We start from the raw sequence: 25017 nt of genomic DNA, 5'->3' as shown, positions 1-25017 counted from the left end.
AAAATGGGTAAAATAGGTAAAATAGTTACGATAATACTGTGGGCACTTCTCATTGTATCGGCTATACTTATCGTATCGTTGGTGGTTAACATCAACACGGAAGTAGATACCGATCCTGCAATGTTGAGTTGGATTAATTCCAACCTGATTTGGGCCTACATACTTGTAGCTATCGGTGCCGGAGTAGCGATCGTTGCATCACTGCTTCACATGTTCACCGATAAAAAAGCTGCAAAAGGAGGGTTGATATCCATTGCGTTCCTTGGAGTTGTAGGATTAATTTCATATTTGATCGCATCTCCTGAAATACCACAATTTGTTGGTGTTGATAAATTTATTGCAGACGGATCCCTTAATGAGAGTATTGCAAAATTGGTAGACACTGGTTTGTACGCAACTTATATTCTGCTTGGATTGGCAGTTTTGGCGGTTGTATCATCGTCAGTGTTCCGTTTGTTTAGATAAGAAAATCGTGGTAAAATAAAACAGGAAAAATTATGTCTAAGAAAATACCTGAAATACCGGCGGCATCGTTAGCAGACATTGCCTTCATGTTGCTGATCTTTTTCCTGGTAACAACCACGATGGACGTTGACAGCGGTTTACGTAGAAAATTACCGCAATGGGTTGATCCTTCAGAATTAGAGAACGATGACAGAATTAACGAACGCAATGTGTTTGTGGTTCTGGTAAATAAAAACAACGATCTTTTGGTTGAAGGAGACTACGAACGAGTTGAGAATTTACGTGAAAGGACTAAAGAGTTTATGGAAAATCCATTTAACGATGAAGACCTTCCGGAAAAAGAACCTAAAGAAGTACCATACTTCGGTGAAGTTATGGTAACAAAAGGGGTGATCTCGCTGCGTAACGACCTTGACACGAAATACGGAACGTATATTGCTGTCCAAAACGAACTGGTTGCTGCCATTAATGAATTAAGAGACGAAAAGGCTAAAGAAAAATGGGGAAAACCATATGATGAGCTGGATGAAGAACAACAAAAAGCCATTCAGACTATCTATCCTTCCAGAATTTCTGAAGCTGAACCAAAAGGTAAAATATAAAGAATAAATTATGAGCAAGTTTAGAAAAGACGACGGTAAAGAATTACCTCCAATTTCAACAGCATCGCTGCCTGATATTGTGTTCATGCTTTTATTCTTTTTCATGGTAAGTACCACCATGCGCGAAGTAACTTTAAGAGTTAAGATGCACCTTCCGGAAGCTACTGAATTAAGTAAGCTGGAAAAGAAATCACTTGTAAGTTACATCTACATTGGTGAACCTCTACCCATGTACCAAAAAACCTTTGGTAAAGCTCCACGTATCCAGCTGAACGATCAGTTTGAGCCTGTAGAATCAATTCAAGATTTTATTATTGCTGAACGTGAAGCCAGAGAAGAAGCTGAACAACCATTCATGGTAACGTCGCTTAAAATTGATGATAACACAAAGATGGGAATTGTACAGGATGTAAAGCAGGAACTGCGTAAGTCAGCTGCATTGAACATCAACTACTCATCAAGACAAAGAACTGAAAGATAAATCTTTGAGACAGATACAAAAAAAGGGAAGCAATTGCTTCCCTTTTTTGTTGACTTCAATTTTATAATTTTCTTCTCTTTTTACGTTTTTGTCTTTCTTTCGAACGTGAAAACTTATCGTCAAACGAACGTTTGTTCGAGCCCTTTCTTTTTTTCTGATGAAATGCTCCCTGAAAAGTAGGATCATCAATTTTCCGTTGACGGTCGATCTCCCGCAACTGGTCCTGGTTTTCCCCGAACTCAGTTTCCAGTACCTCAACCTCTTCGGGTAAAGGCAACAGTTCGATATCTTTTCGAATCAGTTTCAGAATATTTTTCCAGTGCCATTCGTCAGCAGGATCGATTAAAGTTATGGCATCGCCTTTGTTCCCAGCACGGGCAGTACGCCCAATACGGTGCACATAATCATCGTAATCGCGCGGTAAATCGAAATTAATTACGTGGCTCACCATGCTTACATCCATCCCGCGAGCCGAAACATCGGTAGTGATCAGGATACGTACATCGCCACTTTTAAATGCCTGGATGGCGTTGATTCGCGTATTCTGCGCCTTGTTCGAATGCAGGATACGCTTCTCTCCTTCCGCTTTTCGCTGAATGACTTTGAAAACTCCCTCCGCATGTTCTTTTGTCTTTACAAAAATTACAACCCTGGTAAATTTTTCTTCATCCTCCAGCAGGTACCTAATCAGGTTGAGTTTCGTCCGATAATTGGGCACTTTGTATGCAGTTTGAGTTACCTGGCTAACAGTTGTTGCCGAAGGTGCAACCTCGAGCTTATCGTAGAAATCGAGAAATTCTTCTGCCAGTTTTTCAATGGCCGGAGAAAAGGTTGCTGAGAACAGCAGGTTTTGGCGACGAGCCGGAATAATCTCCTGCAACTGCTTTAATTGCGGCATAAATCCCATATCAAGCATACGGTCTGCCTCGTCGATAACAAGGTGTTTCACTTTCTTTAAACGTAACACACCCTCCTGATACAAGTCCCATAAACGTCCGGGAGTTGCCACTATAATATCGATACCCGGTTCTACCAGTTCGGCATGTTTCGTCCAGCCAATACCTCCAAAAACAGCAGCATGGCGTAGCTCGGAATAAGTCGTAAGTTCGGCAATATCCTCACCAACCTGAATGGCCAGTTCACGGGTTGGAACAAGTATCACAACCCGCGGGTCGTTGCCTTCCGGTTTTTGTAGCCGTGTTAACAATGGCAAAAGATAAGCGGCGGTTTTTCCAGTACCGGTCTGGGCTATCCCAACAAGATTTCCTCCCGAATTAATTTTAGGGATAGCCTTTTGCTGAATCGGCGTAGGTACTTTAAAACCTATATCATCAAGCGATTTCAAAATCGATTTCGCTATTTTAAGTTCCTCAAACGTATTCTTCATGCTGCAAAAATAGAAAAGATAACTGATTTGAAGCAATTTACTGCGTTAACGAAGCTTATACATTTTTCCGGGTAATGCCGTAAGCACATTCTTGAACTCCAGGTTGATCATAATTGTTGAGATCCTACTTACAGGTAATTCCACTTCCGCTGCAATCTGATCGATAAACAATTCACCCTTATTTTTCAGCAGATCCACAATTTTTTGTTCGTCGGGTTTTAGCTCTATAAACAAACTCGATTGTACAGCTTCCTGCATTTTCGTTTTCTCCCAACCCATAAAAAACTCAAGATCGTCGATTCCCTCAATCAGGCTGGCACCGCTGTTTTTAATCAGCTGATTACAACCTTTCGAGTAAGAATCACCTGCGCGGCCCGGGAAAGCAAACACATCGCGATTGTATGATGAAGCAATTTCCGCAGTAATCAGGGCTCCGCCTTTTTCAGCCGATTCAACAACAATAGTAGCATCGGCAAGTCCGGCGATAATACGGTTACGTTTTACAAAGTTCTGCGGATCGATTTTGGTGTCGCTCGGAAAATCACTGACCATTCCTCCCTGTTTCATCATTTTCGTTGCGGTTTCTTTGTGCAATGCCGGGTACAACCTGTCGAGACCGTGAGCCACAACACCAACCGTGGGAATATTGTATTTTAATGCACTCCGGTGCGCGCTGATATCAATTCCGTATGCCAGACCACTTACCACAAGAATTTCATAGTTTCTTTCTGCGAACGCTTTTAAGAGTTCATCAACTACAGCTTTTCCGTAATCAGTAGCATTTCGCGTACCAACAATACTGATTACACGCTGCTCGTCGAGCTTCACGTTCCCTTTGGTATAAATCAGAACCGGTGCATCGATACATGCTTTTAATCTTCGCGGAAAATCCTGATCGGTATAGAAACTGGCTTTAATATTATTTTTCTGAATGAACTCGATCTCCTGTTCCGCCTTTTGCAGCACGCCGGCATTTTTTATACGTCGGGCATTGTACTCCCCTATCCCGGGAATTTTCTGCAGTGTTTGAATGGAAGCTTTAAAAATCTCCTCAACGTTGCCAACATAGGCCACAAGGTTTCGGGCGAGAACTCCGCCAATTCCGGGCAACATCGATAAGGCAATTTGATATTTTAGTTGTTCATTCATTTTGTAGGGTTAACCGGGAGAAATTATCGGTGTAAAATCTTAAACAAGCTCTCCTGCATTTTCTTACGCTCATCAAAAGGTACAGCGGATAAACTGACAGAAGGATATTCGGCTATTCCGCGTTTTGTTCGTACGATAAAAGTAATATCCGATAACTTTCCAAACACCGAATTCTCGAAGTGAGCGTTTTGAAGGATGTTTTGCGGAAATTCTATTGAATGGTACGATTTCGATCCAAAACTCACCGCCTTAAAAAAGCGTAATGTTATTTTCCCATCCTCATCACTGTATTCAATAAACTGATAATCGGCAACATGAAAATACAAATACCACAACGAGAAAACACCAACAGCAGCAATGCCGTAAAGTGTTAAATCGAGCAAAAAAAGCACCAGTGCACCCAGTGCGATAATAATACTTACCAAAAAGAAAAGGCGTTTATAACTGATCGCCCGGCTTTTATTTGAAATGCGCATGCGTTATTAAAATTCAAACTGTGAAAGGTAAATTCGGTTAAAAAAATCCGAATACCATTTTTATTGTAACTTTACGCAATTTAGCAGCTACTTATGGGAAATTCAAAGATTTATTCCAAAATATTTTATACCCGGGAACTGGAAAAAACACTCCGCCCGATCATTCAGCAATACCCTGCAGGAAAAGTGTTTCTTGCTACCGAAAATACCGTCGATAAATTATGGATATCGAAGTTCGACGATTTTTTTAGTGAGTTGAGTGTAAAAAAAGTTCAGATACCATCGGGTGAGCAGAACAAGAAAATTGAATCGGTTGGAAAAATCTGGGAATTTCTGTCGAATAATGGCGGCGACCGTAAATCTTTGTTGATTAATATCGGCGGTGGAATGCTTACCGATCTCGCGGGTTTTGCAGCTACTACGTTTAAACGCGGAATTGATTTTCTGAATGTACCTACCACCCTGCTTTCGCAGGTTGATGCATCGGTTGGCGGTAAAACCGGGATAAATTTCAGCGGACTGAAAAACGAAGTGGGTACGTTTAAAGAACCTATTGCCGTGGTCATTAATACCGATTTTCTGAAAACCATCGACAAAGCGAACTTTGTATCGGGTTTTGCTGAAATGATCAAACACGGACTCATTCACAATGCCGAGCACCTGGAAGAACTCAAATCTTTCAATTTCGACGACATTGACTACGACATTTTGCAGGAGGTCATCCGTCATTCGGTGGAAGTAAAAACGCATTTTGTAGCCAACGACCTTACCGAAAAGAACATTCGAAAAGCATTGAATTTCGGTCACACGGTTGGACATGCCTTCGAAAGCCTGGCCATGAAACAGGGACGCCCCATTTTACATGGTTACGCCGTAGCTTACGGAATGATTGCCGAGTTGTACCTGTCGGCTAAAATGTGTAATTTTTCTGAAGATGAGCTGGGAGAATTAATTAAATGGCTACTTGAAATCTACGGTAAATTTGAAATTGAGGCAACTGATTTTGAGGCCTTGTATCAACTGATGACCCACGATAAGAAAAACGATTCAGGCCGGATCAATTTTACGCTGTTGCCTGCAGTCGGCAAAATCGAGATCAATCAGAATTGCAGTAAGGAACTCATTCTCGAAGCCCTGAATTTCTACAAAAATCTTTAGCCGATTTAGTTACTCACGTTTCATGTTCTCATCTTGTTAACTATGAACTACAAAGTTTTGACACAAAACAAAAATATACAGGGAAGCATAAATCTGCCTGCATCAAAAAGCATCAGTAACCGGGCATTGATTATTAATGCACTATCGTATAGTCCCTACCCTATTCGTAATCTTTCCGACAGCGACGACACCAAAGTTCTGGAGGCGGCACTGTTCTCGAACACCAGCAAATTCGATATCGGTCATGCCGGAACTGCCATGCGTTTTCTGACCGCATTTCTTGCCAAAATTGTTGGCGAATGGGAAATCACAGGCTCGGAACGTATGCAGCAACGCCCCATCAAAATTTTGGTTGATGCGCTCGTTCAATTGGGTGCAAAAATCGAATACATCAATAACGAAGGCTATCCTCCGTTAAAGATTCTGGGTTCACACCTTGAAGGAAAAACACTCGAACTCGATGGAAGTATTTCGAGCCAGTATATTTCGGCACTGCTATTAATCGCACCAACTATTGAAAATGGACTGACGCTGGAGTTAAAAGGCGACATTACATCGCGATCTTACATAAAACTTACGCTGGAATTGATGGCCAAATTTGGCATTCAGTATCAGTGGGAAGGCAATAAAATTGTGGTACCCGAACAACATTATTTCCCGTTGGATTTTACCTGCGAAGCCGATTGGTCGGGAGCTTCATACTGGTATCAAATTATGGCACTGGCCGATGATGGCGAGATTTTGCTTGAAAACCTTAAACTGGATAGTCTGCAAGGCGATGCCAATATTGCAGACTGGTTTGTGCCCTTTGGAGTTAGTTCCATTCAAAAAGAGAATGGCGTGTTGCTAAAAAAGACAAAGAATTATCATCCGCAGGAACTGGTCCTCGACTTTATTGAAAATCCCGATGTGGCTCAAACCATGGCCTGCTTGTGTGTAGCCAAGGAAATTCCGTTTCATTTTTCCGGCTTGAAAACCTTGAAAATAAAGGAAACCGACCGGATCGCAGCTTTACAAAACGAACTGGCTAAATTTGGCGCTCAACTTGTTGAACCGGCCGATGGCGAGTTGGCGTGGGAAGGTAAACTCGATATGGAAATGAAAGAAGATCTTCCTCTGATAAAGACTTACCACGACCATCGGATGGCACTGGCGTTTGCACCAATGGCTCTGGCCGGGCTGCCCATGCAGATCGATGATCCGATGGTAGTTACAAAATCCTATCCCGGTTTCTGGGAAGACCTGGAGAAAGTCGGTTTCAGGATTGAGAAATAGGGAAAGATCCCGGATCCAGACCGGGATAACGTTCCTACAATTTGATAAATATTTTCTTCTTATAAAGTATCCAGGCCGGTATAAAGTTGAATGCAATAAACATTGCGGCATAGCTAAAACTTCCGAAATTCATGCTCCAACCCAGGTTCTCAAACATCTGCATCCAGTGAACATTGAGGCTGGCACCACCAAACTTCCAGGTGTAAAACGGCAAACGCCACAGATCGGCCAAAACATAAACGGCGATGGCATTTGAACCGAAAATTATTCCGGGTTTTGTAAATCTTGTCCTTCCTAAAATATCAACAACAAAAATACTGGCTGCCAGTGTCATTCCGGCTAATCCCGAGGTGACCATCACAAACGAACTGGTCCAGATGCTTTTATTCAACGGAAAAATATAACTCCAGAAGAAACCGATCACGAAAGCAAAAAATGATAAGGTAAACAGGTAGATCACTTTTCTGTCCTGCGGGATTTTACTCAGAATAAGATGTCCGGCCAGCATTCCGCTTATACCGCTTGCAATGGCTGGGAATGTACTTAATAAACCTTCCGGGTCCCAGGTTTTCTGCCACATGTAACCGGGTAAAAACTTACTGTCGATCCAGGCTGCAATATTTGCACCGGGCTCCAGCATCACTTTGCCATAACCGGGTGTTGGTATCAGCATCATTACCAGCCAGTATCCAACCAGTAAAACCGCTGCAATAATGGCCTGTGTTTTCCAGCGCGTATTTAAAAATAAGAGCGCACTAACCATAAAAACTATGGCAATTCGTTGCAACACACCGGCAATTCTTACCGTTTCGAAATTGAACTTCGGGAACAACCACAATAAAATTCCAACAGCAAAAATTTTTAACGAGCGAATAATAATTTTGCGATACATCGGTCCTTTCTCAATTCCGGCACTTAAACGCTTGGTATAAGCCAGTGTAATGGAAACACCAACAATAAAAATAAAGAACGGAAAAATCAGATCGGTTGGCGTAAGTCCGTTCCACTCAGCATGTCGCAATGGCGGATAAATGTGTCCCCAGGTAGCAGGATTGTTAACCATAATCATTGCGGCAATCGTAAAGCCCCTAAAAGCATCAAGAGAGATCAGTCGTTTAAATTCGCTCATTTTAATATAGTTAGTTTGATGTAATAAATTCTGTAAATATTATCTTTTCTGACGGAAGAACTCCTGTATTAATTCGCGGCACTCAGTTTCGAGAACTCCACCTACAACTTCGGTTTTCGGATGCAGAGCCTTATTCGCAAATTTGTGGTACCCACGCTTCTCGTCATAAGCACCAAACACAATTTTGCTGATTTGCGACCAGCCCAATGCTCCGGCACACATCACACAGGGTTCGAGTGTAACATACAAGGTGCAGTCGTTCAGGTATTTTCCTCCAAGCAGGTTGGCAGCAGCAGTAATGGCCTGCATTTCGGCGTGGGCGGTTACATCGTTCAACGTTTCGGTGAGGTTGTGTGCGCGTGCAATGATTTTGCCTGCCGATACCACAACTGCACCAACCGGGATTTCTCCTTCATCAAAAGCCTGCAAAGCTTCCGAAAAAGCTTTCTTCATAAAATATTCATCGTTAAACGGTTCGATCATAATTGCCTCTTTTTATCTATAGTCCGAATCAGGCCCAAATGCTTTGAATTGTATCGGCTAAAATTGCTAAAATCTTCTTATTTTCGCAACCGAAATCAAAGAAACAGATTATGTACAGAACTCATACTTGCGGCGAGCTTCGAATCGACCATGTAAATACTGAAGTAACACTATCGGGCTGGGTGCAACGCATCCGCGACCTGGGCGCCATGTCGTTCATCGATCTTCGCGACCGTTACGGAATTACTCAGTTGGTAGTAGATGAAAACACAGATAAGGCAATCGCTGATCAACTGGATGAACTGGGACGCGAGTTTGTGTTGCAGGTAAAAGGTCTTGTTCGCGAGCGTTCGAGCAAAAACAAGAATATTCCGACAGGTGAAATTGAAATCGCTCTGAATGAAATAAAAGTACTGAGTGCAGCAGAACTTCCTCCGTTTACCATCCAGGATGATACCGATGGTGGCGACGATCTGCGAATGAAATACCGCTACCTCGATTTGCGCCGTAACCCGGTTCGCGAAAACCTGGTACTGCGTGCAAAAATGGCGCATGCGGTTCGCAGTTACCTCAATGCAAAAGATTTTATTGAAACTGAAACTCCGGTGCTGATTAAATCAACACCTGAGGGAGCACGCGACTTCGTGGTGCCTTCGCGCATGAATCCTGGAGAGTTTTATGCATTGCCGCAATCGCCGCAAACCTTTAAGCAATTGCTGATGGTGGCCGGTTTCGACCGTTACTACCAGATTGTAAAGTGTTTCCGCGACGAGGACCTGCGTGCCGACCGTCAGCCGGAATTTACACAGATCGACTGCGAAATGTCGTTTGTTGAACAGAAAGATGTGCTCGAAATGTTCGAAGGACTAACCCGCCACATGTTTAAGGAAGTGTTGGATGTTGAGGTGACAGAATTCCCGTGGATGCCTTACTCCGAAGCCATGGAAAAATACGGTTCGGACAAACCCGATACCCGTTTCGACATGCTGATCAGCGACATTACAGAAACCGTAAAAGGTAAGGATTTTGTAGTTTTTGATTCGGCCGAATACATTGGTGCCATTTGTGCAAAAGGCTGCGCCGAATATACGCGTAAACAACTCGATGCACTGACCAACTGGGTAAAACGTCCGCAAATTGGTGCCAAAGGGTTGGTGTATGTAAAATGCAATGCCGACGGTACTTTCAAATCATCTGTTGATAAATTTTATTCGGAAGAAGATCTGAAACTTTGGGCTGAACAAACAGGTGCCGAAGCCGGCGACCTGATTTTGGTAATGTCGGGCGACAGAAAACACATGCTCGATGCCTTGGGTGAGCTTCGTTTGGAAATGGCCAATCAACTTGGTCTTCGCGATAAAAATGTATTTAAACCATTGTGGGTGGTTGATTTCCCGCTGTTGGAATGGGATGAAGACTCGCAGCGTTTTTATGCGATGCACCACCCTTTCACGGCACCAAAACCCGAAGATATTTCGTTGCTGGATACCGATCCCGGAAAAGTCCGTGCCAATGCCTACGACCTTGTTATTAACGGGGTTGAAATTGGTGGAGGTTCAGTTCGAATTTTCAATGCCGATTTGCAGGCAAAAATGTTCGATAAACTGGGATTCACACCAGAAGAAGCCGAAGCTCAGTTTGGCTTCCTGATGAATGCCTTTAAATTTGGTGCACCGCCACATGCAGGAATTGCATTTGGTTTCGACCGCCTGGTTTCGATGTTTGCCGGCGAAGACACGATTCGCGACGTGATCGCTTTCCCGAAAAACAATTCGGGCCGCGATGTAATGATCGACTCGCCAGCTCCGATTGCCAATGCTCAGTTAGATGAACTCAATCTGAAACTGGATTTGAAAGAAAAGAAATAATTACAATTTCTATAAAAACAAAAAAGCGCCGCTAGTTAGTGGTGCTTTTCTGTTTTATGCCGATTCCTTTTTTATCGCACGGAACGGCGTTGCATTTTTGTGATCTTTCGCTTTTTTTGCCACATCACAAAACCTGTGATCGGCAAACTGGCACAAATCAAACTAATAAAAAAAGCCAGAATTTTTCCGGGAAGACCAAGAACAGCACCGGTATGAATATCGTAATTCATCATCTCGAGTCTGTCGCCAAATCCGGCGTCGACGTAGCGATCACCGTCTATTCGCAGTGATTCAACCGTGTACTGATCAAAAAAGTATTCGTTGTGGCTGTAGAATTTTCCCTTGTCGCGGTAGAACACAATTTCAATCGCATCCTCTTCATCCTCGGGGTAAGGAGTTATGTAAATTCTCTGCGGATCAGGCTCTTCGGCAAGTGCCTTGTAAAAAGCACGGTCGATGGCTGGGATACTGTCGTTGTCGGCTATTGGTCCATGAGCAGGATTGGAGTGCGGATGATGGTGTTCAAGCTTTTGCTTACCGCCCGAAGTGAGGTAATAAAGTCCATTCCCGAACCAGTCGAAGCTCCATACCAATCCAGTGGTTGCGATGGCAAAGGCAAATATTAGCACATAAAAGCCCAATACGTTGTGAAGGTCGTAGAAAATCCTCATCGACGTTGCCCGCCAGGCAATACGGAAACTATTTTTCCAAAAACCATTTTTAAAGGTTCGCGGCCACCAGTTTATCAAACCACTGATCAACAGCACAGAGAAAATAAGTGTGGCTATACCCACCACGCGAGTTCCGATATGCTGTGGCAACCACAATGTCCGGTGACCATTGTTGATGAACTGGAAAAAATTAAATTCGTTCCCTACGGGAGACCTTTTTTGAATAAACTCGCCGGTATAGGGATTAAGGAATACAGCTGTAAAAACCTGATTTCCCTCCACTTCCGACCAAAAACCAACCGCGGCAGCTTCTTCCTTTCCATCGTAAGTTAAGCCGGTTGGTTTAACACCAGGGACATAAGTCATTGCCGAGTCGAGTAAAACACTGGGAGGCACAACTGCATTATCCTGCACCTCAACAAAACGCCAGGGTTCCAGAGCTGCGCTAATTTCTTTATTGAAAACGAAAATAGCCCCGGTAATGCTAACAATGAAAACAACGATCCCCGAAATCAGTCCCAGCCAAAGATGAAGCCACCTGTTGAATGCTTTCCATTTTTTCATACTGCTTTCTTGATGAAAAAACCGACTCTTTCGTCATTCAGATCGAGCCGGATTTGTGTTACGTTATGAAAACTATTTTTTTAGAGTTTAAAGAATCCGGCTGTAAAATTGGCTTCCACCACAGCTCCTTTTGTTGCTGAATAATCTTTTGTGTTGATACGATAAACGTATGAGTTAATATCCTCTGGAACTACCAAGTATACATAACCGTTGTCGTACAAAGAAGTAGCCGCCAGTTTACGTCCAAGACCTGAGTGTTCAGGAACATCATCGATGTATTTCACTGTTTGTGCCTGCAGATCGAGAATGGCAGGTTTCAACGGGCTATCCGACCATGCCCCCTGCTCCGAGCGATCTTGCATATTTATTTCTGCAAAAACCTTATTGCCTTCAAGATAAACCAGGTGAGCAGTGGTTTTTCCGCCGGTTACCGAATTAAAATCGAAAAGATAAGATTGATCGAATGTAGTTTCTCCACTGTTAATTTTCAGGATGGCAGCTTCTTTGGTAAACTGGCTGTAACCGTTGGCCGGATTGGAATGCGAAAGCGCATAAACGTTTCCGCTGTTGTCTTTGATCAAACCTGAACTGGTTCCGAAACCACCGATTGGCCCTGTACGGTCGTCTTCAATCACTTTTACAAATTCAAGCCCCGGGTAAGTAAACACTGCAAGCTGCGCCTTATCCGTATATCCTGTTGCGAAAGTGGCTGGATCGCTGATGTAAAAACTAACAAAAAGGTAATTTCCGGCCTGAACCATGCCCGAATAAGAAGGTCCGGTCAAATCAGTCAGGTTTGAAACTGCGGTGGTTTTTGAATCCTGAACACTCACGGTTTCGGGATTAATGCGGTGCAAACTTACCACATCTGATGAATTCGACATTTCAATTGCAACAAGGCTTCCATCCTCGCCTTTTATCACATCATTCAAGCTGTTGCTGAACGATGAAACACCACCCGATTCTTCCAGTTCCCCGGCCGTATTCTTTTTCATCGCTATAATATCGGTCAACTCGAAGCCACCGGTAGCGTAAATTTTATTGTCAACCTGGTTAAAAGTGTAATATCCCAAATGATCGATCCCTTTTCCTATGGCGGAAAGACTACCATTCATCACATCGTCGAACTGAACCGTATAATACGTAAAATTACCGTCGGTTCCCTGGTAGGCCAGCGACAGCACAAATGCATCTTCACCAACATATTCGTCCTCGCCGGTTTCCTCATCGCTGCACGAAATAATTACCTGGCTCATTCCTGCAAAAAGCAGAATAAGGATTAAAAATCGAAGTTTAAATAACTGTTTCATTGTAATGTAGTTTACTTGTTTTATGAATATTAAATTGTATATCGAAGTTTTATGCTGAATGCACGTCCGGGTTTCTGGAGGTAATATTTATCGTAGAGCTTTGCGTCGAACAGATTACTGCACTCCCCGGAAATATTGTACTTACCTTTTTTCCAGCTGTAGCTGAGCTCAACATCATGCGAAACCTGACGTGGAATAACATATTTGCTGTTACCCGATCCGAGTTCGGCCCAGGTTAAAAAGTATTGTTCTACAAAATTCAGGTAGTAATTAAAGCTGAGTGATGAACCAGGACACGTGATGTCGGCAAAATTCAGTCCCGCATTAAAATTGGCAAAAAGGTAAGGTTTGTTGGGCAGGCGGAAACCGTAATGAAAGTTTTGCTGCCAGCCGGTTCCTGTGTACGATTCGTTATACACCAGTTTGGCGCGGTCGGTAATATCCTGAAAGGTAACATTTGCACCTACATGGGCAATTTCGTGCCAACGGTAAATGAAGTTTCCCTCGAAACCCATCACCCGCGTTTTGCTCAGGTTGTCGTAATAGGTTTTTGGGCTCGAAACGGTAACCACAGTGTATATCAAATCTTTTGCATCGCGGTAAATAAAACTGCCGCCCAAAGCAAACTGATGCGTGTTGTTCAGTTTAAAACGATATTCTGCTCCCAGGTTGAAATTGTGACTTTGCTCGGGCCCCAGATCAGGATTGGCGCCTACAAATAAACCATCGCCAAAAATTTCTTCGGGTGTTGGCATGCGCGAAGTATGCTCGTACGAAAGTTTTAACTGAAGTTCAGGAACAACAAACCAGGTGGAAGCCAGGCCATAACCAAAATTCAGCTGCGTATTCAGTACCTCTTCAATGCGTTGGGTTTCCAGGGCAAAATCGAATTCTTTCGAGGTTTTTGCCTTGATGTGATACATCTTTCCAAAAACCGTGGTACTCCAGCGCCTGTCGGGATCGAATTTCAGGGCCAGGCCAAGCACTTGTTTTCGCAGCGATTTTGGAAACCGGTTGTCTACATCGTCGGGATGTTCCGTATCGAAAGCCTTTCTGTGGAAATGATTGAAAGCATAATTTAACGCCAGCGAACTCTTCGTACTGATGGCATAACTCAAATTCAGCTGTGAGCTCAGTTCTTGTTCGTCGAGTGTTGTAAATGTACGGTAAAACTCGCCGTCGGTCGATGGCTGTCCGTCACCGCTTGTTAATATCGTTTTCTCGCCCAGCCAGTTGTACCGAACTCCACTTAAAGTATCAATTACCTGCGATTCACTCAGGTTGAAAGCGGAGAACAGGCTCACATCCAATCCGTCGGTCAGCAAATTCTTTTTATTGTATTTCATTGTTGGAACAAGCGATTTGCTGTTACGCATAATACCTCCGTACACCGTATTCATGGTTGCTCCGTGTTGTACCTGTTTGTCGTTGGTACTGAGCATAACACCCACAAGCAGGTTATCTGCAAAAGGCTTGTTAATGTATCCGCTTTCAAGTTTCACAGAAGCAGAACGGTACCGGTCGTGAAAGCGACGTACCCAGGCGGTGTCAACAACAGTATTATTCTCCACAATACGCGCCCACACTTTGTAGTTGTTATCCGAATAGTTGTAAAACAAATTCCCGCGAACCGTAAATCCTGTTTTGTTGTTGGTGTAAGCTCCGTTCACCGATGCGCGGTGCGTGTTAAACGAGCGAAAGGAATACGACGCGTCGAGGTATTTTTCCTTTCGGTTGGTAACAATATTTACTGCGCCACCAAGTGCATCGGTTCCCAGCCACACCGGAACAACTCCCTTGTATACATCGATTCTTTCAATCATGTTCACCGGCATATCTCCCAGCTTCATCGCCCCAAAATTGTCCATCGGAATACCGTCCATAAAGAATTTTACCTGGTCGCCCGAAAAACCGTTCAACGTAAAACTGAAATCAGAACCCAGACCACCTTCTTCCTGAATGCGGACACCGGGAATCCGGTTCATGACAGCTTTTGCATCGGCAGTGCTGTTGAAAAGTTCTTTGGTAGAAACCGATGCAACCTGGTAAGCTTGCTCAATAATCCGGCGGGTTGCCGATTTACCGCTTACCACCACATCGTTGATCAGGTACGATTCCTCTTTCAGCAAAAGCGAAAGCTTTAAAGTCTGGCCTGCCTTTAGCTGCACAGCTTGTTCGTGCGACTTAAAACCAATACAGCTGATCAGCAGCGAATACAAACCTTCGGGAACAGCTGAAAGTTCAAATTCCCCTTCAATATTGGTGGTGGTACCTTTATTCAGTTCTTTCAACACCACGTTCACTCCCGGAAGGGTTTCCCCATCCGGTGCCATCACAACTCCATTTAGCGAAGCCGTTGCCTGCTGCGCCCAAACAGTTGCAGGCATACAAAGCACCAGCAATAAAACCTGAATAATATGGATTGGTTTTGTTTTTTTCAAAATATTGTTTTTCAAAACGGTGTTCACAACTGATCGTCCGCTAATGGTTATTATTAAGAATGATTTTAATGGGGGCAAAATTATGTTGCGTAATCAGGATATAAATCCCAACATGTTGGGATTTATTCGGAGCGGGAAATGATTGTAATCTTTAAAACCGTACGAACAATCTTTTATATCAAACGTTTTGGAAAACACCGGATAGCACGGTTGAATGAGAAACGTAAAATAAGAAGTCATGTCGAAAAAGATTATCAAACAACACAAGTTAGGCTTTCCCTGGATCACGCTCGATCCGTTTTTGTTTTGTGTGCATCACCTCGATTTCTACCCGAAAGGCAATGGGGAAATGGGTCCCGATGCGTCGTTGCAAGGCCGGAATATTGGAAACGACTTTGTGATAAAAGATGGCTGGCGGATGTATCATGGTGATAAAGTACCGGGGTTCCCGGCTCATCCGCACCGTGGATTCGAAACCGTGACTTTTGTAACACAGGGAATGGTTGACCATGCCGATTCGGCCGGAGGAAACGGACGTTACGGCAACCGCGATGTGCAATGGATGACGGCCGGAAGCGGACTTCAGCATTCCGAAATGTTTCCGTTGCTGGATGATGAAAACCCAAACACCACCGAACTTTTTCAGATTTGGCTGAATCTGCCTAAGGCAAAAAAGATGGCCAGTCCTTCGTATAAAATGCTTTGGAACGAGAATATCCCGGAAGCGGTTTTTGAGGATGAAAACGGGAGAAGAACTTCCGTGGATATCGTTGCCGGTTCGATCGGTGAATTCGTAGCACCCGATCCTACGCCTGATTCTTGGGCCGCCGAACCGGATCATGAAGTGGCCATCTGGCAAATTCACATGGATGCTTCTGCAAGCTGGCAAATTCCTGCCGCAGGTAAAGGAGTAAACCGAATGCTCTATTTTTTTGAAGGCGATATCCTGCAGGTAGAAGATGAATCTGTTCATCCAGGTAGTGCCGTGGAACTTGAAGCATCAGAAAACGTGGAGATTAAAAACGGAGCAAAAAAATGCCGTTGTTTACTACTTCAAGGTAAACCCATCCAGGAACGTGTAGTGCAATACGGACCTTTCGTAATGAATTCCGAGGCTGAAATACAAGCAGCTTTTCAAGACTACCGGGATACTGAATTTGGTGGATGGCCCTGGCCGAGACACGACCAGGTTTTTAACAAAAACAAAGGCCGTTTTGCGCAATTTACTGATGGTACCGAAGTGGTGAAAGAATAAGATTCTACAAACACTTGAAGCGATAAAAAAGAAAAACTCAATAAATTCCGCATCTGAAGAAAAAGTAAATTTTTCAATTTACTGCTTTATTTTATCTCGCGTTCAGCAAAGAATGCTGACCTTTGTACCGTTCAGTTTTCACTGAACCAGAAAACAATCGAAAACAAAAACAGAAACAATGATTTACATGGCAGATACGGCTGATCTTTCAGCCTTAAAAGAATTATACGATTTCTTTCCGCTTGAAGGCATCACTACAAATCCAACTATTTTAAAACAATCGGGACTTCCGCTTTCGAAATCCATCGATGCGATTAAGAAGATTGTTGGCGATGGAATGATTCACGTGCAGGTAATGAGCTCGCAAGCTGAAGACATTGTCAGAGAAGCAAAAAAGTACAAAACCTATTTCGACCTCGGTGATAATTACTACACCAAAATTCCGGTGACACCGCAGGGATACAAAGCCATGGCGATACTGAAAGACGCTGGCATAAATGTTACTGCCACCGCCATTTTTACACAACAGCAGGCACTGGTAGCTGCTAAAGCCGGCGCCGATTTTGTAGCCCCCTATGTTAGCCGTTTAGATAATATTTCGTCGCACGGAATTGATGTGGTGGGCGATATTGCACAAAACATTATTGAATACAAGCTGAATACCAAGGTACTGGCTGCCAGTTTTAAAACCGTCGACCAGATTTACCGCGTGAGCATGAGACGTGCACATTCAGCCACCATCAGTCCTGAACTGTTGATGCAACTGATTAAACACCCAATGACCGATATCAGTGTAGCTACTTTCGAGCAGGATGGTGAAGGCTTGTACGATATTGAATTTTAAGCGACTTTTCTTATCTTCCTTTTAAACATTATCTGCGATGCGAAAAGTATATTTTTTATCCACTTGCGATACCTGCCGGCGAATTATGAAAGAAGTGGGTGTTGATGAAAGTTTTGAGCAACAGGACATCAAATTCACTCCACTTACTGAAGAACAGGTGGAACAACTTTATACGTATACGGGAAGCTATGAAGCCCTGATCAACAAACGCGCCCGCAAATTAAAAGCGGTTCTTGCTGAACAGCCGGTAAGCAATGATGCTGATTACAAACAACTGCTTTTAGCCGACTACACTTTTCTGAAACGACCGGTATTTGAAATCGATAAGCAGCTTTTTGTTGGCAATGCCCCAAAAACCGTTGACGCCGTAAAAGCTGCTTTGGCGCATTAGTATTACAGATCGATAAAATCGCAATTGTGCCAGTCTTCGTCGATATTGAATCCGCTCTTTTTATAAAATTCGATGGCCGGTGAATTCCAGTTCAATACCTGTAAGCGCAAACGGTGACACTTTTCTTCGCGTGCAACATCCATCATTTTTTGCATCAATTTGCTTCCAATCTTTTTCCCGCGATAGGCTTCCTTCACAAAAAGATCGTCGAGGTAAAGCGCCTTACCCACCCAGGTGTAATAAACAAAGTAGTAGAGCGACATACCTATAATTTCACCATTATCTTCGGCCACATAACAATTGAAAAAGTCCTTTTCGGCATACATTTGGTCCACCGAGTTTTTCACTTTATCCAAGCCGTTTTCATAAATAGCCAGTTCCTGGATCAGGCCAAAAATGGCCGGAATATCATCGTCTGTCGCTTTTCGAATTACAATTTCCATAAATTAATCTATCTCAATTATCAACTATTCTTTATATCGTTTCTTTGCTTCCTCTAAAATTGAAACAGTAGCTGTGGCTCCGCAACGCGAGCAACCTGCTTCGCGAACAGCCAGCAACCCATCGAGTGTTCGCACTCCACCGGCAGCTTTTAATTTTACCATTGGGCCTATGTTTTTTTGCATCAGTTCGAGGTTTTTGATGGTGGCTCCCCGGTAGGAATATCTTCCATCTTCTCCTTTCACAAATCCAAAGCCGGTTGAGGTCTTTACATAATCGGCCCCAACTTTTGTGCAGATTTTGCATAGCTGAATGATGTCTTCTTCCCTACTCACATAATCGGTTTCGAAGATCACCTTTACAATGGCCTTGTTTTTATGACATGCCTCCGTAACAGCTGCAATTTCCCGTTCAATGTAGGCCCAGTCGCCTTGTAACGCTTTACCAATGTTGATGACCATATCAATTTCCGCGGCCCCTTCGCTGCAAGCCTTTTCGGTTTCAAACACTTTTACTTCGATAGCCGAATTACCAGCGGGAAAACCGACAACACAACCAACAAGAACTTCGCTGTTCTCTAACAGTTGCACCACCTGTTTAACGGCGTAAGGCTTTACACAAACTGAAGCTACATTGTATTTTGCGGCAATCGCGCACTCACGCTTCATATCCTCATCTGTCAATGTAGGATGAAGAATGGAGTGGTCGATCATTTTTGCCAGTTGTTCTACTGTAATCAACTTTTTCGTATTAATCGTCAAGTGTTTGAAAAACCAGTTGCTTGAACTTCCATCCGGTAACATCGTTAACCGGCCCCTGGGTTTGCTTCATAATTATTCCGATCATATTTTCTTCAGGATCGGCAAAATACTGGGTATTAAAATAACCACCCCAGCTGAACGTTCCCGTGCTCCCGTTGGCTCCCTTGTTCTGTCCTTTTTCAGTCACCAGTTGAAAAGCCAGTCCGAATTCATTATCCGAATTAGCTCCCCAAATATCGCCTATCTGGTTGCTCAGAATAACATTTACCGTTTTTCGGCTCAGCAAACGAATTCCGTTGTATTCTCCGCCATTCAGGTACATTTGCAGAAAAACAGCATAATCTTTTGCCGTGCTACTCAGACCGGCACCTCCTGAGAAGAAGGATTTGGCACCTTTTACCGGATAATCAGGATCGTAAAAAGTAACAGGATATTTTTCCCAATCACCTTCCACTTTGTGCTGAACATCAACCAGGCGATTAGCTTTTGAATCAGGCTGATAAAAACGGGTATCATTCATTTCCAAAGGATCGAAAATGTGGGTTTTCAAAAATTCATCGAAAGGCATTCCCGAAACTATTTCAATAAAATAGCCCAGTACATCGAGTCCTTCGCTGTAGGTAAACTGCGCTCCGGGATTATGATGCAAAGGCAGTTTAGCTAACTTTTTAACACTTTCCCCGATAGTAACATTTTCGGTGGTAAACAAATCAGTAGTTCCGGCTTTCTGATAGATCATTTTAAACCGTTCGTCGCTATCGATCACCCCATAACCAATTCCCGATGTATGCGTTAGCAAGTGCCTAATAGTAATTTCATTTTTCACCGGCTCTCCTGTCCAGGTGGTATCGCTGTATCTGAATGACTTCAAAACCTGTTGCCCTTTGAATTCCGGAATATACTTCGAGATCGGATCATCGAGTTGGAACTTTCCTTCTTCCCAAAGCATCATCACTGCTGTTGACGTAATCGCTTTTGATTGCGAAGCGATTCTGAAAATATCGTCGCGTTTTAATTCGCGTCCTTCGGCTGTGGCATTGCCATAAGCTTTCCAGTGCACAATTTTACCGTTACGTGCCAGCAATGCAACAACTCCGGGGAGATTGCCTTTTTGCACTTCTTCGGTACACATTTTATCGATACGTGCTACACGTTCGGCCGATAATCCCACACTTTCGCAGGAAGCTTCTTCCAGCCGCGGAGATTTTTGTGCTGATTTGGTTTGTGCATAAAACTCGGAATGTGCCAGAAACAGCACCAAAGCCATTAATACTAGTTTTTTCATAGTTTGAATTTTATTGATATTGTTCTCAGTAAGGTTTCAAGTTGATTTAAATCAGAAACCGAAGATAACCAAAATGAGAGGTTTGAAAAACTGTCGGATCTGAATTTTAGTGATTATTGAAACTCACAAGCTTTTTGTAACTTTATATGAAGCTAATAAAATTTAAACCACATGACCAACAGACGAACATTCTTAAAATCGCTTGCCGGTGCAACTGCCGGCTTAAGCATCGCCTCATCAAGTTTTGCACAGAACACAAATTCGGACCGACTTGGTGAAGTATTACCAAAACGCAAACTCGGACGAACAGGCGAATACGTAACTATGCTGGGGACCGGCGGCTACCACATTGGATGGACCACAGAACGCGACGCGCAGGAAGTTATAGAAGCCTCACTGGAAGGAGGAGTCCGTTTTTTCGATACCGCGGAAAGCTATTCGAACGGCAGAAGTGAAGAACGCTACGGAAAATACCTGACGCCTAAATACCGCGATCTGGTTTTTCTGATGAGTAAATCGACAGGCCGCGACGCCAAAACCGTTCGCGAACATTTGGAAGGAACCTTGCGCCGGCTAAATACCGACCAGCTGGATCTTTACCAGGTTCACTCTATTCGTACACCTAAAGATGTGGATGACCGCATTGCCAATGGCGTGCTCGATGTATTGCTGAAAGCTAAACAGGAAGGCAAAATCAAGTACCTCGGTTTTACCGGCCACCAAAATCCTTTTGCACACACTCGCATGCTCGAAAGAACTGAGGAAAGCGATATTTTTGATACGGTTTTAATGCCGGTTAACGTGCTCGACCAGGTATATTTCAGCTTTACTAAGAATGTGTTGCCGAAAGCATTGGAACGAAACATGGGCGTTTTATCGATCAAATCACTGGCTGATGGCCGATTTTTTGCCACGAAAGAAGAAACGAACTGGAAATCGGACGATCCCATTATTCCGAACTACCTTAGCATAAAAGAAGCCATGCACTTTGTATGGTCGTTGCCGGTAAGCGTACTTATTTCTGGAAATGAGAATGCCACTTTTATGCGCGAAAAAATTGCGTTGGCCCGTTCTTTCACAAAACTAACGGAAACAGAACGGGAGGCTTTGGTGGATAAAGTAAAAGACATTGCTCTGACAGGGAAAATAGAATATTTCAAAAATAAAGAGGTATAATACCGATAGTAAGGCTTATTTCTAAAACAAATTGGTTTAAAAAGAAAATCCCGGGGTCAACACCCCGGGATCAAAACTAAACCTAACTAAACCAAACTTATGAAAAAACAGCAAATTGCTGTGAAGTATTTTATTCTAATCTGTTAAACGAGAAAAACTGTTTTCTGTTTCCCTCGTTTAATTGTTTTCATGGTAAAAAATAATTTACAAATACTGTGCCAAAAATTCATCAGCGGAGGACAAACTGGTGTCGATCGTGGAACTTTAGACGCTTGCCTTGCTAAAAAATTTCCGTGCGGAGGGTGGTGTCCTTCGGGTAGACGCGCTGAAGACGGCATTATTCCAGCTGTTTACCCGCTTAACGAAACCAAGGAAGCTAACTATGCAACACGAACCGGGAAGAACATTTCCGATTCAGATGCAACACTTATACTTTTCGGATCGGAAAATTCACCTGGCACAAAATTGACGGCAGAACTTGCACAAAACTTCAATAAACCTGTCCGAACAATAAATCCGGAAATTCCAATTAAAGATATTTTAATTTGGTTGTACCTGAATGGTATAAAAACACTAAACATTGCCGGTCCACGGGAAAGCGAACACCCCGGTTGTCAACTAGCGGCTTATCAGTTTGTTTCCGCTCTTATCGATGAAATCAGAAAGAATAATTGAGACAATTAATCTGTATTCTCAATCTAACCACAAGCACACTGAAACAGAATAAATAAGCCTTTCTAATTCAAAAACAACAGTTGTCATAATTCCTTTATTTTCTGTGGCTATCAAGGATGAAAAATTTAAATATCTTTGCGCAAAATTAAAGGAACCATTTCGTTGAATGGTTGTTATTGGTTGGTAAATGGAAAACATCAGAAACTTTTGCATAATTGCACACATCGATCACGGTAAGAGTACACTCGCCGATCGCCTTTTGGAACATACAAATACAATTGGCGAACGCGACATGCACGACCAGGTACTCGACAGTATGGACCTGGAGCAGGAACGTGGCATCACTATTAAAAGTCATGCCATTCAGATGGATTTTGTGCACAATGATCAAAAGTACAAACTCAACCTGATTGATACTCCCGGACACGTGGACTTTTCTTATGAAGTTTCACGTTCGATTGCAGCATGCGAGGGCGCATTACTAATTATTGATGCCACCCAGGGAATACAGGCGCAAACCATTTCCAACTTATACCTGGCTATTGAGCATGACCTGGAAATTATTCCTGTGCTCAATAAAATGGACCTGCCCAATGCCATGCCCGAGGTTGTTGAAGATCAAATTATCGATCTGATCGGCTGCGACCATGAAGATATTATTCGTGCCAGTGGAAAAACCGGCGAAGGCGTTGAAGCGATTCTTGATGCAATCATTCATAAAATTCCTCAACCAAAAGGCGATCCGGAAGCTCCTTTACAGGCACTTATTTTTGATTCGGTATTCAATTCGTTCCGCGGTATTATCGCCTATTTCAAGATTTTGAATGGTCAGATCAGGAAAAAGGACATGGTAAAATTTATTGCTACTAAAAAGGAATACGATGCCGATGAGATTGGAGTGCTAAAACTTGGACTGGCCCCTCGTGATCTTTTGGGTCCCGGCGATGTTGGCTACATTATTTCAGGAATTAAGACTGCAAAAGAGGTAAAGGTTGGAGATACCATTACGCACGTTAAAAACCCGGGTGTGGCTATCGAAGGTTTTGAGGAAGTGAAACCCATGGTTTTTGCGGGTGTTTATCCAATTGATGCTGAAGATTACGAAGATCTTCGGGCAGCAATGGACAAGCTTCAGTTAAACGATGCTTCGTTGACATTCGAACCTGAATCGTCGGCAGCACTTGGCTTTGGATTCCGTTGCGGATTCCTCGGTTTGTTACACATGGAAATTATTCAGGAACGATTGGAAAGGGAATTCGATATGAATGTGATTACCACAGTTCCCAACGTTTCTTACCAGGTTCACATGACCGACGGCAGTTTGCAAACCGTTTATAATCCGTCAGGCATGCCTACCTCAACTACCATTGACGAGATTGATGAACCTTATATTCGGGCCAATATCATTACTGCTTCTGAATTTATCGGTGCGGTAATGAACCTTTGCCTCGACAAACGCGGCGAACTGGTTAGCCAGAATTACCTGACTGCCGAAAGAGCAGAACTCGTTTTCAATATTCCACTGGGAGAAATTGTTTTCGATTTTTACGATAAGCTGAAAAGTATCTCGAAAGGTTATGCATCGTTCGACTATCATATGAATGGATACAGACCTGCTAAACTGGTTCGGCTCGATATTTTGCTGAACGGTGAAATGGTGGATGCACTTTCAACGCTCATTCATTTCGATAATGCCTATCCATTCGGGCGCCGCATGTGCGAAAAGTTAAAAGAACTCATCCCGCGACAACAATTTGATATTGCTATTCAGGCAGCGATAGGTGCGAAAATTATTGCCCGTGAAACCGTAAAAGCTGTTCGAAAAGACGTTACTGCAAAATGTTACGGTGGCGATATCACACGTAAACGAAAACTGCTCGAAAAACAAAAGAAAGGTAAAAAGCGAATGAAACAGGTTGGAAATGTTGAAGTTCCGCAAAAAGCATTTCTTGCAGTTCTTAAACTCGATTAATACAACAAAAGCACCAATAAAAAAATGCCCGGTGAAAGCCGGGCATTTTTTATTTATATGAATAAATCTTACACAATTAATTTATAACCTTTTCCGTGTACATTGATGATTTCAACCGAAGTTTCGTCCTTCAGGTGCTTACGCAATTTAGTAATGTAAACGTCCATGCTTCGCGCATTAAAGTAATTATCATCAATCCAGATTGATTTCAGCGCATAATTTCGCTCCAAAACCTTATTGGCGTTCTGGCACAAAAGTTTAAGCAGCTCCGATTCTTTGGTTGTAAGTTTCACCGATTCATCGCCATCAGACAGTGTTTGTTTGCGGGTGTCGAAAGTAAATTTACCCAAAGTGAATACCTGCTGAGAACTGGCTTGCCCGTCCTGCGTAGTACGACGTAAAATTGCCTCAATCCGCAAGATCAGTTCCTCCATGCTAAAAGGTTTGGTGATGTAATCGTCGGCTCCCAGTTTAAATCCCTCCAGCACATCATCTTTCATGTTTTTGGCTGTCAGAAAAATTACCGGAATTTCGGCGTTAACAATACGAATATCTTTGGCCAGTGTAAAACCATCTTTTTTTGGCATCATCACATCCAGGATACAGATGTCGTAATGCTCCTTCATAAATCCTTTGTATGCGGCTTCCCCATCGGGATAAAGATCGGCATCGAAACCTTTGGCTACCAGGTATTCTTTTAACAAGAGCCCTAAATTTTCATCGTCTTCGGCCAGTAGTAGTTTTGTTTTTTGTTCCAT

General features: G+C 43.1%; 24 protein-coding genes. 12 read left to right on the top strand and 12 right to left on the bottom strand.

The features are described 5' to 3' along the window. The first annotated feature begins 3 nt into the window (after window positions 1–3). Genes HFD85_RS02905 through HFD85_RS02895 form a run of 3 tightly spaced genes read left to right on the top strand, consistent with a single transcriptional unit; the run spans window position 4 to window position 1548 of the window. Window positions 4–465 carry a hypothetical protein gene (locus tag HFD85_RS02905; protein WP_167605103.1) on the top strand — a complete coding sequence of 154 codons (462 nt, stop codon included), beginning with the start codon at window positions 4–6 and terminating at the stop codon, window positions 463–465. Between the two features lie 32 nt (window positions 466–497). After that, window positions 498–1067 carry an ExbD/TolR family protein gene (locus HFD85_RS02900; RefSeq protein WP_167605102.1) on the top strand — a complete coding sequence of 190 codons (570 nt, stop codon included), beginning with the start codon at window positions 498–500 and terminating at the stop codon, window positions 1065–1067. A gap of 10 nt (window positions 1068–1077) precedes the next feature. Next, window positions 1078–1548 carry an ExbD/TolR family protein gene (locus HFD85_RS02895; RefSeq protein WP_167605101.1) on the top strand — a complete coding sequence of 157 codons (471 nt, stop codon included), beginning with the start codon at window positions 1078–1080 and terminating at the stop codon, window positions 1546–1548. Window positions 1549–1609: 61 nt separating this feature from the next. Here HFD85_RS02895 and HFD85_RS02890 read toward each other — a convergent pair whose 3' ends face one another. From HFD85_RS02890 to HFD85_RS02880, 3 genes are read right to left on the bottom strand one after another with little or no spacing between them, the layout of a single operon-like run. Further along, on the bottom strand, window positions 1610–2935 hold the full coding sequence (locus HFD85_RS02890; RefSeq protein ID WP_167605100.1) for a DEAD/DEAH box helicase: 1326 nt from the start codon (window positions 2933–2935) through the stop codon (window positions 1610–1612). Between the two features lie 45 nt (window positions 2936–2980). After that, entirely contained in the window at window positions 2981–4084 is a 1104-nt protein-coding gene (gene dprA, locus HFD85_RS02885) for a DNA-processing protein DprA (RefSeq protein WP_167605099.1), read from the bottom strand. Window positions 4085–4107: 23 nt separating this feature from the next. After that, window positions 4108–4560 (bottom strand): hypothetical protein, encoded by a 453-nt coding sequence (locus HFD85_RS02880; protein ID WP_167605098.1) that lies wholly within the window; start codon window positions 4558–4560, stop codon window positions 4108–4110. A gap of 93 nt (window positions 4561–4653) precedes the next feature. Between HFD85_RS02880 and aroB the strand changes: the two genes are divergently transcribed. After that, window positions 4654–5718, top strand: a complete 1065-nt coding sequence (gene aroB, locus HFD85_RS02875; RefSeq protein WP_167605097.1) for a 3-dehydroquinate synthase — start codon at window positions 4654–4656, stop codon at window positions 5716–5718. A 42-nt stretch (window positions 5719–5760) separates the two neighbouring features. Next, window positions 5761–6993 carry a 3-phosphoshikimate 1-carboxyvinyltransferase gene (locus tag HFD85_RS02870; protein ID WP_167605096.1) on the top strand — a complete coding sequence of 411 codons (1233 nt, stop codon included), beginning with the start codon at window positions 5761–5763 and terminating at the stop codon, window positions 6991–6993. A 34-nt stretch (window positions 6994–7027) separates the two neighbouring features. On the opposite strand, the gene HFD85_RS02865 is transcribed toward HFD85_RS02870, so the two are convergent. Together HFD85_RS02865 and HFD85_RS02860 are read right to left on the bottom strand one after the other, a co-directional pair. Next, the gene (locus tag HFD85_RS02865; RefSeq protein ID WP_167605095.1) at window positions 7028–8122 is read right to left on the bottom strand and encodes an acyltransferase family protein; all 1095 of its coding nucleotides are present in this window, start codon (window positions 8120–8122) and stop codon (window positions 7028–7030) included. Between the two features lie 39 nt (window positions 8123–8161). Further along, a complete protein-coding gene (locus HFD85_RS02860; protein WP_167605094.1) occupies window positions 8162–8605 on the bottom strand; it encodes a nucleoside deaminase in 444 nt (147 codons plus the stop codon). Window positions 8606–8715: 110 nt separating this feature from the next. Between HFD85_RS02860 and aspS the strand changes: the two genes are divergently transcribed. Further along, window positions 8716–10473, top strand: coding sequence for an aspartate--tRNA ligase (gene aspS / locus HFD85_RS02855; RefSeq protein ID WP_167605093.1), 1758 nt, complete (start codon window positions 8716–8718; stop codon window positions 10471–10473). Between the two features lie 71 nt (window positions 10474–10544). Here aspS and HFD85_RS02850 read toward each other — a convergent pair whose 3' ends face one another. The 3 genes from HFD85_RS02850 to HFD85_RS02840 all read right to left on the bottom strand — a co-directional run bounded on the left by HFD85_RS02850 (window position 10545) and on the right by HFD85_RS02840 (window position 15459). Beyond that, window positions 10545–11708, bottom strand: coding sequence for a PepSY-associated TM helix domain-containing protein (locus HFD85_RS02850; protein WP_167605092.1), 1164 nt, complete (start codon window positions 11706–11708; stop codon window positions 10545–10547). Window positions 11709–11788: 80 nt separating this feature from the next. Next, complete coding sequence (locus tag HFD85_RS02845; RefSeq protein WP_167605091.1) at window positions 11789–13018, bottom strand: DUF4374 domain-containing protein; 1230 nt, start codon at window positions 13016–13018, stop codon at window positions 11789–11791. Between the two features lie 29 nt (window positions 13019–13047). Then, a complete protein-coding gene (locus HFD85_RS02840) occupies window positions 13048–15459 on the bottom strand; it encodes a TonB-dependent receptor (RefSeq protein WP_206081844.1) in 2412 nt (803 codons plus the stop codon). 238 nt (window positions 15460–15697) lie between these two features. Between HFD85_RS02840 and HFD85_RS02835 the strand changes: the two genes are divergently transcribed. The 3 genes from HFD85_RS02835 (at window position 15698) to HFD85_RS02825 (ending at window position 17949) form a co-directional block, all read left to right on the top strand. After that, window positions 15698–16714 (top strand): pirin family protein, encoded by a 1017-nt coding sequence (locus tag HFD85_RS02835; RefSeq protein WP_167605090.1) that lies wholly within the window; start codon window positions 15698–15700, stop codon window positions 16712–16714. Window positions 16715–16892: 178 nt separating this feature from the next. After that, window positions 16893–17558: a transaldolase family protein gene (locus tag HFD85_RS02830; RefSeq protein ID WP_167605089.1), complete on the top strand. Its 666-nt coding sequence runs from the start codon at window positions 16893–16895 to the stop codon at window positions 17556–17558. Window positions 17559–17595: 37 nt separating this feature from the next. Further along, the gene (locus HFD85_RS02825; RefSeq protein ID WP_167605088.1) at window positions 17596–17949 is read left to right on the top strand and encodes an arsenate reductase family protein; all 354 of its coding nucleotides are present in this window, start codon (window positions 17596–17598) and stop codon (window positions 17947–17949) included. A gap of 2 nt (window positions 17950–17951) precedes the next feature. Here HFD85_RS02825 and HFD85_RS02820 read toward each other — a convergent pair whose 3' ends face one another. The 3 genes from HFD85_RS02820 to HFD85_RS02810 are packed head-to-tail and all read right to left on the bottom strand — an operon-like array spanning window position 17952 to window position 20436. Beyond that, window positions 17952–18392 (bottom strand): GNAT family N-acetyltransferase, encoded by a 441-nt coding sequence (locus HFD85_RS02820; RefSeq protein WP_167605087.1) that lies wholly within the window; start codon window positions 18390–18392, stop codon window positions 17952–17954. Window positions 18393–18416: 24 nt separating this feature from the next. Beyond that, complete coding sequence (gene deoC / locus HFD85_RS02815) at window positions 18417–19130, bottom strand: deoxyribose-phosphate aldolase (protein ID WP_240925002.1); 714 nt, start codon at window positions 19128–19130, stop codon at window positions 18417–18419. A gap of 10 nt (window positions 19131–19140) precedes the next feature. Beyond that, complete coding sequence (locus HFD85_RS02810; protein ID WP_167605085.1) at window positions 19141–20436, bottom strand: serine hydrolase domain-containing protein; 1296 nt, start codon at window positions 20434–20436, stop codon at window positions 19141–19143. A gap of 171 nt (window positions 20437–20607) precedes the next feature. Here HFD85_RS02810 and HFD85_RS02805 point away from each other — a divergent pair, with 171 nt between their 5' ends. From HFD85_RS02805 to lepA, 3 genes are all read left to right on the top strand, one after another. Continuing rightward, window positions 20608–21612: an aldo/keto reductase gene (locus HFD85_RS02805; protein ID WP_167605084.1), complete on the top strand. Its 1005-nt coding sequence runs from the start codon at window positions 20608–20610 to the stop codon at window positions 21610–21612. 189 nt (window positions 21613–21801) lie between these two features. Next, window positions 21802–22287: a putative molybdenum carrier protein gene (locus tag HFD85_RS02800; RefSeq protein ID WP_167605082.1), complete on the top strand. Its 486-nt coding sequence runs from the start codon at window positions 21802–21804 to the stop codon at window positions 22285–22287. Between the two features lie 187 nt (window positions 22288–22474). Beyond that, window positions 22475–24259: a translation elongation factor 4 gene (lepA, locus tag HFD85_RS02795; RefSeq protein WP_167605080.1), complete on the top strand. Its 1785-nt coding sequence runs from the start codon at window positions 22475–22477 to the stop codon at window positions 24257–24259. A 68-nt stretch (window positions 24260–24327) separates the two neighbouring features. On the opposite strand, the gene rprY is transcribed toward lepA, so the two are convergent. After that, window positions 24328–25017 carry a response regulator transcription factor RprY gene (gene rprY / locus HFD85_RS02790; RefSeq protein ID WP_167605079.1) on the bottom strand — a complete coding sequence of 230 codons (690 nt, stop codon included), beginning with the start codon at window positions 25015–25017 and terminating at the stop codon, window positions 24328–24330.

The organism is Maribellus sediminis (genome assembly GCF_011799805.1).
GTDB lineage: Bacteria > Bacteroidota > Bacteroidia > Bacteroidales > Prolixibacteraceae > Draconibacterium > Draconibacterium sediminis_A.
The sequence above is the reverse complement of the archived record's forward strand: the minus strand, read 5'-3'. Positions and strand labels throughout refer to the sequence as shown.